This window comes from Luteibacter sp. P1_D3, assembly GCF_056406135.1.
In genome coordinates this window covers 89,310-102,577 of sequence record NZ_JBFUAT010000005.1, presented here as the reverse complement: position 1 = coordinate 102,577, position 13,268 = coordinate 89,310, and the positions used below count along the sequence as shown (strand labels likewise).

Annotated in this window: 12 protein-coding genes; 2 read left to right on the top strand and 10 right to left on the bottom strand. The window is 66.2% G+C overall.

The features are described 5' to 3' along the window. Window positions 1-96 precede the first annotated feature (96 nt). Both pmbA and AC1DYM_RS05610 read left to right on the top strand, forming a co-directional pair. Window positions 97-1,449 carry a metalloprotease PmbA gene (pmbA, locus tag AC1DYM_RS05615; protein ID WP_477336779.1) on the top strand — a complete coding sequence of 451 codons (1,353 nt, stop codon included), beginning with the start codon at window positions 97-99 and terminating at the stop codon, window positions 1,447-1,449. Window positions 1,450-1,554: 105 nt separating this feature from the next. Continuing rightward, entirely contained in the window at window positions 1,555-1,959 is a 405-nt protein-coding gene (locus tag AC1DYM_RS05610; RefSeq protein ID WP_477336777.1) for a DUF4870 domain-containing protein, read from the top strand. A gap of 438 nt (window positions 1,960-2,397) precedes the next feature. On the opposite strand, the gene AC1DYM_RS05605 is transcribed toward AC1DYM_RS05610, so the two are convergent. The 10 genes from AC1DYM_RS05605 to AC1DYM_RS05560 all read right to left on the bottom strand — a co-directional run bounded on the left by AC1DYM_RS05605 (window position 2,398) and on the right by AC1DYM_RS05560 (window position 13,264). After that, window positions 2,398-3,300, bottom strand: a complete 903-nt coding sequence (locus AC1DYM_RS05605; RefSeq protein WP_477336870.1) for a polyprenyl synthetase family protein — start codon at window positions 3,298-3,300, stop codon at window positions 2,398-2,400. Then, window positions 3,284-3,544 (bottom strand): exodeoxyribonuclease VII small subunit, encoded by a 261-nt coding sequence (locus AC1DYM_RS05600; RefSeq protein ID WP_477336775.1) that lies wholly within the window; start codon window positions 3,542-3,544, stop codon window positions 3,284-3,286. The genes AC1DYM_RS05605 and AC1DYM_RS05600 overlap by 17 nt, the downstream gene beginning before the upstream one ends. A gap of 32 nt (window positions 3,545-3,576) precedes the next feature. Then, on the bottom strand, window positions 3,577-4,872 hold the full coding sequence (gene tilS, locus AC1DYM_RS05595; RefSeq protein ID WP_477336773.1) for a tRNA lysidine(34) synthetase TilS: 1,296 nt from the start codon (window positions 4,870-4,872) through the stop codon (window positions 3,577-3,579). Continuing rightward, window positions 4,869-5,612: an NYN domain-containing protein gene (locus AC1DYM_RS05590; RefSeq protein WP_477336771.1), complete on the bottom strand. Its 744-nt coding sequence runs from the start codon at window positions 5,610-5,612 to the stop codon at window positions 4,869-4,871. The genes tilS and AC1DYM_RS05590 overlap by 4 nt, the downstream gene beginning before the upstream one ends. 60 nt (window positions 5,613-5,672) lie before the next feature. Then, complete coding sequence (locus AC1DYM_RS05585) at window positions 5,673-6,632, bottom strand: acetyl-CoA carboxylase carboxyltransferase subunit alpha (protein WP_477336769.1); 960 nt, start codon at window positions 6,630-6,632, stop codon at window positions 5,673-5,675. Between the two features lie 162 nt (window positions 6,633-6,794). Further along, window positions 6,795-10,340, bottom strand: a complete 3,546-nt coding sequence (dnaE, locus tag AC1DYM_RS05580; RefSeq protein WP_477336767.1) for a DNA polymerase III subunit alpha — start codon at window positions 10,338-10,340, stop codon at window positions 6,795-6,797. Window positions 10,341-10,556: 216 nt separating this feature from the next. Next, a complete protein-coding gene (locus AC1DYM_RS05575; protein ID WP_477336765.1) occupies window positions 10,557-11,141 on the bottom strand; it encodes an NUDIX hydrolase in 585 nt (194 codons plus the stop codon). A gap of 76 nt (window positions 11,142-11,217) precedes the next feature. Continuing rightward, window positions 11,218-12,108 carry a 5'-3' exonuclease gene (locus tag AC1DYM_RS05570; RefSeq protein WP_477336763.1) on the bottom strand — a complete coding sequence of 297 codons (891 nt, stop codon included), beginning with the start codon at window positions 12,106-12,108 and terminating at the stop codon, window positions 11,218-11,220. Then, window positions 12,105-12,677, bottom strand: coding sequence for a nitroreductase family protein (locus AC1DYM_RS05565; RefSeq protein ID WP_477336761.1), 573 nt, complete (start codon window positions 12,675-12,677; stop codon window positions 12,105-12,107). Before AC1DYM_RS05565 ends, AC1DYM_RS05570 begins: the two co-directional genes overlap by 4 nt. Beyond that, the gene (locus tag AC1DYM_RS05560) at window positions 12,674-13,264 is read right to left on the bottom strand and encodes a DUF3106 domain-containing protein (protein ID WP_477336759.1); all 591 of its coding nucleotides are present in this window, start codon (window positions 13,262-13,264) and stop codon (window positions 12,674-12,676) included. Before AC1DYM_RS05560 ends, AC1DYM_RS05565 begins: the two co-directional genes overlap by 4 nt. Between the last annotated feature and the right edge of the window lie 4 nt (window positions 13,265-13,268).

The following is a 13,268-nucleotide window of genomic DNA, read 5'->3' as shown; positions in this document are numbered from 1 at the left end:
GTGCGTTGCTTTTTAAACGGGTGACGCGACCCCATCTGGATGGGATTGGCCGCGTGCGGCCTGCCATTCTAACCGCCAGCCCCCCGGGAAGCCCACGTGAGCCTCGTTTCCACCGTCGACAGCAGTCAGCAGGACCTCGATCGCCTCGCCACCCTGGCCGAGGACACCATCCGCAGGGCCCGCGCCGCCGGGGCGACCCAGGCCGAAGTTTCCGCCAGTGTCGATGTCGGCCTGAACGTGAATGTCCGCCTGGGCGAGGTCGAAACCGTCGAACACACGCGCGACCGCGGCTTCGCGCTCACCGTGTACTTCGGTCAGCGCAAGGGCTCGGCGAGCACGGCGGACCTCAATCCGGACTCGATCCAGGCCACGATCGACCAGGCCTGCGCCATCGCCCGGTTCACCGAGGACGATCCGGCCTCCGGCCTGGCTGAGGCCGACCGCATGGCCACGAGCTTCCCGGACCTCGACCTCTGGCATCCCTGGGACCTGGATGTCGATCGCGCCATTGCCCTGGGTCAGGAGATCGAGGACGGCGGACGGGCCATCGCCGGCATCACCAATTCCGACGGCGCCAGCGTGAACGCGGGGCAGAGCCTCTCCGTTTACGCCAACTCCCACGGCTTCCTCGGTCGTGAACGCGGCACGCGGCACTCGCTGTCGGTTGCCCTGATCGCGGGTGACGACGATGACGGCATGCAGCGCGACTATTGGTACGACAGCCAGCGCCGTGCCGCGGATTTCATGGATCCCGCGGCCATTGGGCGCAAGGCCGCCGAGCGCACGTTGTCGCGTCTCAACGCACGGCGTCTCGGTACCCGCCAGGCGCCGGTGCTGTTCGCCCCTGAGATTTCCCGCGGGCTCATCGGCCACCTGCTCGGGGCGGTGAGCGGCGGATCGCTGTATCGCCGTTCCAGCTTCCTGCTAGACCATGTCGGCAAGCAGATCCTGCCGTCGTGGTTCCGTATCGATGAGAAACCTCTCATTCCGCGCGCCATGGGCTCGTCGGTCTTCGATGCCGAAGGCGTCGCCACGATCGATGCCCCCCTGATCGTCGATGGCGTGCTCTCGCGCTACATCCTCGGCAGTTATTCGGCACGCAAGCTCGGCCTGACCTCCACCGGTAACGCAGGCGGCGTGCACAACCTGCTGGTGAAGACGGGCGATGACGACTTCGCCGGCATGCTGCGGAAGCTCGGTACCGGCCTTCTCGTCACCGAGGTGATGGGGCAGGGCGTGTCCATCATTACCGGCGATTACTCGCGCGGTGCGTCGGGCTTCTGGGTGGAAAACGGCGAGATCGCCTATCCGGTCGAAGAGATCACCATCGCCGCCAACCTGCGCGACATGTACGCCAACCTGGTCGCCGTGGGTAACGACGTGGACCGTCGCTCGCACATCCTCACCGGCTCCTGGCTGATCGAAAACATGACGATCGCCGGCGAGTGATCGAGGCATGCCGCCCCTCGCGGGGCGGCATGTGCCGTAAGGACGGCTTGACACGCTCCCGGCGCTCTCCGACAGTGGGGCCGACATCGCCACCGGAGTCGCACCATGAGTACGCCGTCCGACCAGATTCCACCGTCGCCCCCGCCGAGCCCGCCGCCGTATGAGCCGGTTCCGCCGGTTTCCCATGGAAACGATGACAAGAACCTCGCGATGCTGACGCATCTCTCCGGGTTTCTTTTCAGCATCATCGTTCCGTTGATCGTATGGCTGATCAACAAGGACCGTTCCGACAAGTCCTATCTCGTCACCGAGTCCAAGGAAGCCCTGAACTTCCAGCTCACCGTCCTGTTGGGTTACGTGATCTGCTGGATCCTCACGGTCATCCTGATCGGCGCTTTCCTGCACGTCGTGCTGTGGATCCTCAACATCGTCTTCTGCATCCTCGCCGCCGTGCGCGTGAGTCAGACGGGCAGCTACCGCTATCCGTTCGCGTTGCGGTTGGTTAGCTGAGTTGTCGCAAACAGGTGTGAAGAGAGCCCGCGCAAGCGGGCTCTTTTTTTGAAAGGACCGCCGCTTCGCGGCGCGTGTATTAGCGGCGTTCGCCGCCTCGCTCGCTCCGGCCGATAACTGAGCGGCCCTCAGCTCATGCGGCCCCAAGGGCCAACCCGACCGCGACACCAGACGCTGAGGTTGCGTGTGGTCGAGCGCAACGCTCGTAAGCGTCGCTGCTCATCATTCGATAAACGACCGACGCGCTCTGTGTAGGAGCCGATTCATCGGCGAACCCTCAGGCTGTCGGTTGTGCGAAGAAGGCATTGCGATGATATGGCGAGCGGTTGAACCGCCTGCGCGATGCGATGCACGGCCTCATTCGCGATAGTAGGGTCGAGGGTTCCCCGACGCAGTCGGCTCCTACATGTCTTCATCGCCGATGAATCGGTTCCTACATTAGTGCGCGCGCTGGGCGGAGTAGCGCGCCAGGTCGGCGAGCCATTCGCTGCGTGCGCCGAGCGGCTCGATGGCGTCGAGGGCATCGCGGACCAGCGTGTCGAGGCGCTCGCGTGAGGCGGGCAGGCCGATGATGGACGGGAAGGTGGGTTTGTCGGCGGCGGCGTCCTTGCCGGCGGTCTTGCCGATCACGGCGGACTCGCCTTCCACGTCAAGGATGTCGTCGCGTACCTGGAAAGCCAGGCCCACGGCGTGACCGTAACGGTCCAGGCGGCCGAGCAGGTCGGGATCGGTGCAGCCGGCCGCGAGGGCGCCCAGACGTACCGAGGCGCGGATGAGGGCGCCGGTCTTGTAGGCGTGCATCCGCTCGAGATCGACCAGTGACAGTTTCTGGCCCACCGCGGAAAGATCGAAGGCCTGGCCGCCAGCCATGCCCTCGGCGCCGCAGGCGGCACCCAGGGCGCGCAGCATGGCGATGCGTGCCAGTGGATCGTCATGGTCGCTGTAGGGCGTGGCGAGAATCTCGAAGGCCAGCGCTTGCAATGCATCACCGGCGAGGATCGCCATGGCTTCGCCGTAAACGATGTGGCAGGTGGGCCGGCCGCGACGCAGGGCGTCGTCGTCCATGGCCGGCAGGTCGTCGTGCACCAGCGAATACGCGTGGATGATCTCCACGGCGCAGGCGGGTGCGTCGAGGACGCCGTCGTCGCGGCCGAGCGCGTGTCCGGCCGCATAGACCAGGAGCGGGCGCAGGCGTTTGCCGCCGCCGAGGACGGCATAACGCATGGCGCCATGCAGTTCCACGGGCGGGAGGTCGCCGCCGGGCAGCGCGCGCGCGAGCGCGTCGTCAGCCCGGCCGACCAGCGCCTTCAGCGGCGCCGGCAGGTCAGTCGATGTGGGAATCAAAGGGTTCGGCGGTCTCGGGGGCTTCGGGATCGAGCAGCAGGCGCACGCGCAGTTCAGCCTGCTCGAGTGCCGTTTGGCAGTGCCGGTAGAGGCGGATGCCGCGCTCGAACGATTTGAGCGATTCGTCGAGGCTCAACTCGCCGCCTTCCATGCGTGTGACCAGTTGCTCGAGCTCGTCGAGCGAATGCTCGAATTCGGCAATGGATGACGCGGGTGCAACAGGGGCGGGGGACTTCGGCATGCCCGCAAAATTAGCTCACATGGCCTTTTTGATCAATCGGAAACGCCGCGCTGCCACACCGGCAGGGCCCCTATTCCGTCGAACAAGGCCTTGCCGCGATCGCTCATCCAGCGGTCGCCTACCGCGATCAGGCTGCCGTTTTCGCAAAGCAGGGGCATGCGCGGTCGCCGCCAGGGCGGCACGGCGCCTTCCTGGAAAAGATCGCGCAGTTCCTTGGTGATGTGGTTGCCGGCGGTGCGAATCCGGTCGCCGCCGCGCCGGTAGCGCACCGTGAGCGGTTCAGCGAGGCGCGCGCCGCCCAGCGTCAGCACGCCACCGCCGGGCAGGGTCATCGGCTCGCCGTGCCACAGGCCTGTCCATGCCTCGTCAAACGGCTGGTATCGGGACATGGCCCATAACCGCCCCTTCCAGACGCGAACTTCGGTGTCCTGCCAGCCGACGAGCGGCAGGCGTTCCGCCGAGGCCTCGCGAATCTGTCGCTCGAGTGCCTCCCGCTGCGCGGTCGTCGGTGCGCTCAGGCCGATGGCGTGCAGCCAGTGGTCCAGCAGCGGGGCGCGCCACGCCGGCCGCAGGTCGAGCCATTCACGGGCATCGAGGGTGTTCTCGTCACGGCGCAGGCGATCGAGTGCATCGATCCAGCTCTCACGCAGTGCGTCCGCCGCCTCGCGGCACAGGCGCGCGCTGTGCGTGACGCTGACGGCGGCCTGTGGCCATTGCGCCATCAAGGCGGGCATGACGGTGGCGCGGAGGTAGCCCCGCGCGATGCGCGGGTCGTCGTTGGAGGGGTCGTGCAGGGTCGACAGGCCATGCGTGGCGACATGGTCGAGCAGGGCTGCGCGCGGGAGATCCAGCAGGGGCCGCCACAGGATCCCGGCGGCGAGCGGGCGCATCGCCCGCATCCCCGCCAGCCCGTCCGGTCCCGCACCACGCATCAGCTTGAGCAGCACCGTTTCCATCTGGTCGTCGCGATGGTGGGCAAGCACGATGTGTTCGCCGGGCTTCAGCGCTGCGGCGAAGGCCTCGTGGCGTGCGCGTCGCGCGGCCGCCTCGATGCCTTCGCCGCGCGTAAGGTCCACGGTGACCCGCACGACCTCGATGGGGACGCCAAGCGAATCGCACATCCGGCGGCAGTGTACGGCCCAGGTGGCGCTATCGGCATGCAGTCCGTGGTCGACATGCAAGGCGCGCAGTGCCGGCCTGGGCATCTGCGCGGCGAGTGCGTGCAGCAGCGCGGTGGAATCCGGTCCACCACTGAAGGCGACGACCAGCGTGGCGCCCGGTACGTCGTCCAGCGCTGCAGTGAGGTGATCGACCAGCGACACGTTCATTTGCCCTTCGCGCGAAGACGAACGAAGAGATGCTTCGCATTGCCGGCCTGGCGTTCCTCGACCTCGAACAGGCCGATGCCGTGGATCAGTCCGCTCAGCTTCGAGTAGCCGTAGTTGCGCGAGTCGAACTCGGGCGAGCGCTTGTTGATGATGCTGCCGATGGCGCCGAGGCTCGCCCAGCCGTTCTCGTCGGAGCCGGCGTCGATGGCGTTGCGGATCAGGTTGACCAGCTTGGTGTCGCCGCGCAGCTCATGGGCCGTGCGCTGTACCGGCGGCTCGGACGCTTCGTTCTCCACCGTGCCGACGAGCACTTCCGTGTAGACGAACTTGTCGCATGCGGAGACGAATGGCTTGGGCGTTTTCTGCTCGCCGAAACCGTAGACCATGAGGCCGGCTTCGCGGATACGCGAGGCCAGCCGCGTGAAGTCGCTGTCGCTGGAGACGATGCAGAAGCCGTCGAAGCGATTGGAGTAAAGCAGGTCCATCGCATCGATGATCATCGCCGAGTCCGTGGCGTTCTTCCCGGACGTGTAGGCGAACTGCTGGATGGGCTGGATCGAGTGATCGAGCAGGGCGGTCTTCCAGCCGTTGAGATGGGGGCCGGTCCAGTCGCCGTAGATCCGTTTCACATGGGCGGTGCCGTACTTGGCGACCTCGGCGAGCAGGCCGTCGACGATCGCGGGACGCGCGTTATCGGCATCGATGAGGACGGCGAGCTTATCGGTGACGTCGTTGGCCATGGTTCGATCCGCGTGCGGGGCATGGAAGGCCGATGGTACCCCGCCGCGATGTGACGAAGCTCAGCCTTCGGTGAAGGCGCCGTAACCGCGCAGCCGCTGGTAACGCTTCTCGAGCAGCTTATCGACGCCCAGCGTTTCGAGTGCATCGAGCTCGTTGAGCAGGACGGCCTTGAGGCGAATCGCCATGGACTGGGCATTGCGGTGCGCCCCGCCCAGCGGTTCGCGCACGATCTTGTCGATCAGGCCATTCTCAAGCAGGCGCGGGGCCGTGAGACCCATGACCTCGGCGGCGTCCTTGGCCTTGTCGGCGCTCTTCCACAGGATCGAAGCGCAGCCTTCCGGCGTGATGACGGAGTAGGTCGAGTACTGCAGCATCAGCGTGCGATCACCGACGCCGATGGCGAGCGCGCCGCCGGAACCGCCTTCTCCTGTCACGGTGCAGATGATCGGCACGCGCAGTTCGGCCATCTCGAGCAGGTTGCGCGCGATGGCTTCGGACTGGCCGCGCTCTTCGGCGTTGATGCCGGGCCACGCACCGGCCGTATCGATAAAGGTGAATACCGGGATGTTGAAGCGCTCGGCCATCTTGAACAGGCGCAGCGCCTTGCGGTAACCCTCGGGGCGCGGCATGCCGAAGTTGCGCTTGACCTTCGCCTTGGTGTCGCGGCCCTTCTGGTGACCGACGATCATGATCGAGCGGCCATTGATGCGCGCCAGGCCACCGACAATGGCCTGGTCGTCGGCGAACATGCGGTCGCCTTTGAGCTCGTGGAATTCCTCGCACATGGCCTGGATGTAATCCAGGGTGTACGGGCGCGCTGGATGACGCGACACCTGGCTGACCTGCCAGGGCGTGAGGTTGCGGAAGATCTCGGCGGTCTTGATCTTCAGCTTTTCACGCAGGCGACCTACTTCCTCGTCGATATTGAATGCCTGCCCGCTGCTGGCGTGGCGAAGCTCTTCGATCTTCGCTTCCAGCTCGGCAATGGGTTGTTCGAAATCGAGGAAGTTGGGATTCATGAAATAGGGTGCATCCGGGCAAGACCGCTGATTATACCTAGTGGCGCCCAGCGCGGTGTGCGCGAGGGTACGGATGACGGAGGATCGGCGTAAGTGATTGAGCGGATTTCCGAAATCCGTGTAGGTCAACTGCCTGAACTTGCGCTGGGCGCACGGTACGGCTTAGTCGGCCGGCCGCACCAGCCGCAACTCGGTGCCCAAGACTCCCGGCAAGGCGCGCAGTGTGCGCATCAGGTCGGGCAGGGCACGCACCCGCCAGGCCTCGCCCAGTTCGAAGCTGGCCTGGCCGGTGCCGTTACGGTAGCCCGAGAGCATCAGCGGCGTGCGGCCGCCGCGATAACCCATGAGGGCCTGGCGCAGGTGCTGCGGAAAATCCGGGCCGATGCCGTTGAGTCGCAGCGTCAGGAGGCGGCCGAAGTGTTCCATGGCATCGGACAAGGCATACGCCTTGCGGGCACGCAATTGATACCCGCCGGCGAAGTCGTCGATGCGCAGGCCACCCTCGACCACGATCAGGGTGCCCCGTGTGAGCAGGGGTGCCGCTTCGGTGAAGACCTCGCGGAAGAAGCTGGTTTCCAGCAGGCCCGTGGCGTCTTCGATCTGTACGAAGGCGTCGCTTTCACCGCGCTTGCGCATGCCCACCACCATGCCCGCTACCGTCCACGGTGTTTCCGGGCCACGACGGAAACGGCTGGCGTTCTCATCGTCGTCGTTGCGACGCGGTTTGGGCGGCTGGTAGCGCTGGGGGATCTCGCCGATCGGGCAGCTCGACAATTGGGCGAGCTCGCCCTTCCACGGGTCGGTCGGATGGCCGGACAGGTAATGGCCGAGCGTGTCGTGCTCGCCCTGCAACAGCTGTTCGAGCGGCCATTCCGGCACGGCGCCGGAGAGTTCGATGATGCTCGGCGTTTCCGCCGCGCCGAAGGCGTTGCCGAAGATATCGACCTGGCCGGAGGCGCGATTCTTCGCTTCCTGGTCGGCGGCACGCATGGCTTCGGGCAGGTGCATGATCAGGGTGGCGCGGTTCTCGCCAAGTCCGTCGAGCGCACCGGACTGTACCAGCGCCTCCATCGTGCGCTTGTTGAGCTTGTTCGAGCCGACGCGCTGGCAGAAGTCGACGAGACCCCGGTACGGGCCCTTCGCCTTGCGCTCGGCGACGATCTCCTCGCAGATGCCCTGGCCCACGCCCTTGATCGCGCCGAGGCCGTAGCGCACGACCTTCGGTTCCACCGCTTCGAACATCCAGTCCGAGGCGTTGACGTCCGGCGGTAGCACCTTGATGCCAATGGCGCGCGTTTCTTCGAGGAAGGTGACCGCCTTCTCGGTGTTGTCCATGTCCGACGAGATCGTCGCGGCCATGAACTCGGCAGGGTAGTGCGCCTTCAGCCAGGCGGTCTGGTAGGACACCAGCGCATACGCCGCGGCATGCGACTTGTTGAAGCCGTAGCCGGCGAACTTCTCCATGAGATCGAAGATCGCATCGGCCTTGATCGAATCGATGCCGTCCTTCGCCGCGCCTTCGCGGAAGGTGGCGCGATGCTTGACCATCTCCTCGGCTTTTTTCTTACCCATCGCACGGCGCAACAGATCGGCGCCGCCGAGCGTGTAACCGCCGACGATCTGCGCCATCTGCATCACCTGCTCCTGATAGACCATGATGCCGTAGGTCTCTTTCAGGATGGGCTCGACGCGCGGATCCGGATACTCCACCGCTTCGCGGCCGTGCTTACGCGCGCAGAAGCTGGGGATCAGGTCCATCGGGCCAGGGCGGTACAGGGCCACCAGCGCAATGATGTCTTCGAAACGGTCGGCCTGGGCATCCTTGAGCATGCCCTGCATGCCGCGCGACTCGAGCTGGAAGACGGCGACGGTCTGCGCCTTCTTCAGCAGGTCGTAGACCTTGGGATCGTCCAGCGGCAAGGCTTCGATCACCAGCGCTTCGGTACCTTCCTTCGTGCGCCGCTTGTTGATCGCCTTCACGGCCCAGTCGATGATCGTCAGCGTGCGCAGGCCGAGGAAGTCGAACTTCACCAGGCCGACCGCTTCGACGTCGTCCTTGTCGTATTGCGTGACGACGCCTTCGCCGCTCGCTTCGCAGTAGAGCGGCGCGAAGTCGGTCAGTGGCGTGKGCGCGATGACGACGCCGCCTGCGTGCTTGCCGGCGTTACGCGTGAGGCCTTCGAGGCTGAGCGCGAGGTCGATCAGCTGGCGTGGTTCTTCCTCCTGCTCGTAGACATCGCAGAATTCCTTGACGATGCGGTCCGGCTCTTTCTTCGACTTCTCGGTGCGGCCGAGCGCGTCGCCCAGCGTGAGGTCGAGTGGGCGGTTCGGAATGAGCTTGGCGAGGCGATCCACCTGGCCATAGCCCATGCCGAGTACACGGCCAGAGTCGCGAAGCACGGCCTTCGCTGCCATTGAGCCGTAGGTGATGATCTGGCTGACGTGATCGCGGCCGTATTTGCGCGCGACATAGTCGATCACCTCATCGCGGCGATCCATGCAGAAGTCGATGTCGAAGTCGGGCATCGACACGCGTTCGGGATTGAGAAAGCGCTCAAACAGCAACTCGAACTGGAGCGGATCCAGGTCGGTGATCTTGAGCACCCAGGCGACGAGCGAGCCGGCACCGGAACCACGGCCCGGGCCGACCGGAATGCCGTTGTCCTTACCCCAGCCGATGAAGTCGGCCACGATCAGGAAGTAGCCGGGAAAGCCCATGCCGATGATGACATCGACTTCGCGATCCAGGCGCGCCTGGTAGTCCTCGCGGGTCTTGCCTGCGGCGAGCGGATGCACGGCGAGGCGCTCTTCCAGGCCGGCCTGCGCCTGGGCGCGAATGAAGGTGTCGAGCGTGTGGCCTTCGGGCACCGGGAAGTTCGGCAGGAAGTACTCGCCGAAGGTCAGTTCCAGGTTGCAGCGCTTGGCCAGTTCGACCGTGTTCTCGAGGGCTTCGGGAATGTCGGCGAAGAGCGCTTCCATCTCCTCGGCACTCTTGAAGTACTGCTCTTCGCTGTAGTCGTGCGGGCGCTTTGGATCGGCGAGCACGCGACCCTGGTTGATGCAGGTGCGCGCCTCGTGCGACTCGAAACCCTCGCGCTCGAGGAAGCGCACGTCGTTGCTGGCGATCACCGGCAGTTCGTAGTCGCCGGCAAGCGCCATCGCCGCGCGCACCCAGTCTTCCTCGTGCTGGCGACCGGTACGGGTCAGCTCGAGGTAGAGGCGATCGGGGAACAGGCGGCGGAGCGAATCCAGGCGCACCCCGGCAGCGGGCAGCCCGGCGCCAAGCGCCACGCGAGCCAGTTCGCTTTCCCGGCCCGCGATGGCGATGAGGCCGCGCACGCTCTCCGGGTGCATCCACGTGGCGTCGACCAGCGCGCGACCGGTGCCCTGGCCTTCGCGCCAGGCGCGTGAGACCAGGCGCGACAGGTTGAGGTAACCGTCGCGGTCCTGGCACATCAGGGTCAGCCGCCAGGGGCGCGGATCGTCCGGGCTGGATACCCAGACGTCGCAGCCGGCGATGGGCTTGATACCTGCCGCCGTGCACTGCTTGTAGAACTTGACGAGGCCGAAGAGGTTGTTCTCATCGGTCAGTGCGACGGCAGGCATGCCGGTGCGCACGCAGGCAGCGACCAGCTGCTTGATGCGGATGGTCGAATCGACCAGCGAATACTCGCTGTGCAGGTGAAGATGGGCAAAGCGAACAGACATGGGCGGCGCCGGGTGAAGCAGAGGGAAGGCTAACCGGGGAGTGACTCAGCGACAAGAATTGACATTACCGCACCTGCCCCAACGAAGCCCGGGTAGGAGCCGATTCATCGGCGAATGGTGAATAAACCCGCTGCGTAGCAGCGCTCCCTGAGGTTGCTGGCCTCGGTTCCCACCGAAGGAAGAGCTCGCCGATGAATCGGCTCCTACCGAGGCCCATTAGCGCATGTGCGCTTCAGGGTGATCGATGAACCACAGCCCGGCGAACAGCTTGGCGTCGATCGAGAAGCCTTCGGCGGCCCGGTCGAACAGCCACTTGCCGGCTTCGGAGCGCGGTACCTCGTGCACGATGATGTTCTCGGTTTCGTCGCCGCCGCCCTGACCGACGCGGACGAGGTCCCAGGCGCGGGCGAAGGCGATCATCTCGGTGCTCATGCCGGCCGACGACGGGCCCTCGTGGATGAACTCGATCCTGCCGCAGGCGTAGCCGGTTTCTTCCTCGAGCTCGCGTCGTGCCGCGATCAACACGTCTTCGTCTTCGGCGTCCGCGAGATCGCCAACCAGGCCGGCGGGCATCTCGATGGTGTTGGCCAGGATCGACACGCGGTACTGCTCGACGAAGACGACTTTGTCGTCGGGCGTCACCGCGAGAATGATCACCGCGCCACCGGGGTTGTTCCGCTCGGCGTACTCCCAGCGACCGCGACGCTTCAGGGTCAGCCACTTGGCCTTGTGCAGCACCTCTTCCGGTGCGCTGGCGTCGTCGGGGATCGGCGAGGCGTGGGGCAACGGGCTGGTCTGCATGGTCGGGCTCCTGGAGGGTGGATACGAAGTATCCGGCCAAGGGTAGCGCGGCCGTGTGACGTTGGGTGGAATCCCCTCAGATCAGCGCGCGCAGCCGCGAGCGGGTGAGCGGCCCGAAGCGCAGGCGTTCACAGAGTTCGTCGAGCGTGGCCGCTTCGCCCTGGCGGCGGCGTAGCGCATCGGCGGTCTCGGCCACGGCGATGTCGAGGGCGATCCGGGTCAGCCGGCGGCACATCAAGGCCTGCTCCGCGTGCTCGCGCAGGCGGACCGCACAGGCCGCCGCGCCACGGATGCGCAGGTACGGGACCTCGTCGATCCGGTCGAGTACCGCGTCGAGGCTGCCGAAGTGAGCGAGCAGGGCAGCCGCCGTTTTTGCGCCGATGCCGGGAACGCCCGGGATGTTGTCGACGGCGTCACCGCAGAGGGCGAGGTAGTCGGCCACCTGGTGTGGGTGAACGCCGAGCTTGTCGAACACGCCGCTCGGTCCCCAGCGGACGTTCTTGGCGAAATCCCACTGTTCGTCGTGCTCGCCCAGCAACTGGCCGAAGTCCTTGTCGGCCGAGACGATGACGCCGCGGAAGCCATGCGAACGCAGGCCCCACAACGCGCTGCCGATGAGGTCGTCGGCTTCGTACTGATGGTCGTTGAGCACGCTCAGGCCCAGTGCCGCGGAGATTTCGCGGCAGAGCGAGAACTGGCGCACGAGCTGCGGCGGCGGCAGCTCGCGATTGGCCTTGTAGGCCGGGTAGATCGCGTTGCGGAACGACGTGGTGAGCGAGGCATCGAACGCGACGGCGACATGCTCCGCCCGGCTGCGCTCCAGGAGTTCGCACAGGAACCGCGTGAAGCCGTGCACCGCATTGACCGACTCGCCATCCTGGTCGTGGAATTCGTCCGGCATCGAGTGCCAGGCGCGGAAGACGTAGAGGCTGCCGTCGACCAGGTGGACGAGGGAATCCCCGCTCACGGCGACCACACGCTCACGATGTCGTCGTAGGCCGGGCGCTCTCGCTCGGGCGCGTCCATCGAGGGCGTGCCGATGTGGATGAAGCCGATCACGTGCTCGTGCTTTTTCATGCCGAGCAGCCGGGCCACGCTGCGATCGTAGGCCGCCCAGCCCGTGAGCCACTGCGCGCCATAGCCGAGCGCCTGGGCGCCGAGCAGCACGTTGTACGCCACGCAGCCGGCGGTAAGGTTCTGTTCGAGCTCGGGCACCTTGCTCTCGTCGTCGATCTTCGCCGAGACGACGAGCACCAGCGGTGCGTGCTCATAGCGCTTCAGTTCTTTCTCGCGCTTGGCGTCGGAGAGGTCGGGGTTGGCCTCGATCGCGAGCCTGGCCAGTTCGGCACCAAACTGCCGCTTGGCCTCGCCGCGCAGTACGCGGATCCGGAATGGCTCCAGCTTGCCGTGATCCGGAACCCGGATGGCGGCTTCGAGGAGGCGCTTGAGGGCGGCGGCGTCGGGAGCCGGTTCGCCGAGCTGGCGCGAGGGCACGGAGCGGCGACGGTCGAGGAGGTCCAGCGTGGTCTGCGTCATCCGCCCAGTTTAGCGGAACCGTCCGGCGGTGGCCCACGCTCGCCCGGCCTGTCGCCATGGGGCGGCGGGGGCGGGAGGGCGTCGTTCGGACCCATGTTGTCGATCGCCTGGCGGCGCTGCTCGGGCGTCTGGTTGCGCCACTTCTCCATCAGCGCCTGTTTTTGCGCCGGGGGCAGGGTGCGGAACCGCTCGAAGGCGTCGTGCAGCTTGGCGCGCTGCGCCGGGCTGAGGTCCTGGAATTTCTGTTGGTTCTTGCGTGCTTCCGCGCGCTCGTCCGGCGTCATGTGCTGCCAGCGGTCGATGCGCTCGCGGATTTCGGCACGGCGTTCCGGCGGCAGACCTTTCCAGCGCTGCGCCATCTCGAGCATGTGCGACTGCTTCCGGGGCGGGAAGCTGTCCCAGTCGTGCGCGACCGGGGACAGGATGTCCTTTTCGTCAGGCGTCAGCTGGCTCCACGGACGCGGCGGCACCTGCGGCTGCTCGCTGGTGGGCCAGGCACCCCCGGGTGGCGGACGGTCCTGGGCCGTGGCGGCGAGAGGCGCAGCCAGGGCGAGCGCGGTGGCGATGACGAAAGGGACGCGGCGCATGGGG

Excerpts from the sequence above, each read along its gene's own strand:
- AC1DYM_RS05610 (WP_477336777.1), top strand. The coding sequence starts at position 1,555 with ATGAGTACGCCGTCCGACCAGATTCCACCGTCGCCCCCGCCGAGCCCG.
- AC1DYM_RS05600 (WP_477336775.1), bottom strand. The coding sequence starts at position 3,544 with ATGCCGAAGTCCCCCGCCCCTGTTGCACCCGCGTCATCCATTGCCGAA.
- tilS (WP_477336773.1), bottom strand. The coding sequence starts at position 4,872 with ATGAACGTGTCGCTGGTCGATCACCTCACTGCAGCGCTGGACGACGTA.
- AC1DYM_RS05590 (WP_477336771.1), bottom strand. The coding sequence starts at position 5,612 with ATGGCCAACGACGTCACCGATAAGCTCGCCGTCCTCATCGATGCCGAT.
- AC1DYM_RS05585 (WP_477336769.1), bottom strand. The coding sequence starts at position 6,632 with ATGAATCCCAACTTCCTCGATTTCGAACAACCCATTGCCGAGCTGGAA.
- AC1DYM_RS05575 (WP_477336765.1), bottom strand. The coding sequence starts at position 11,141 with ATGCAGACCAGCCCGTTGCCCCACGCCTCGCCGATCCCCGACGACGCC.
- AC1DYM_RS05565 (WP_477336761.1), bottom strand. The coding sequence starts at position 12,677 with ATGACGCAGACCACGCTGGACCTCCTCGACCGTCGCCGCTCCGTGCCC.
- AC1DYM_RS05560 (WP_477336759.1), bottom strand. The coding sequence starts at position 13,264 with ATGCGCCGCGTCCCTTTCGTCATCGCCACCGCGCTCGCCCTGGCTGCG.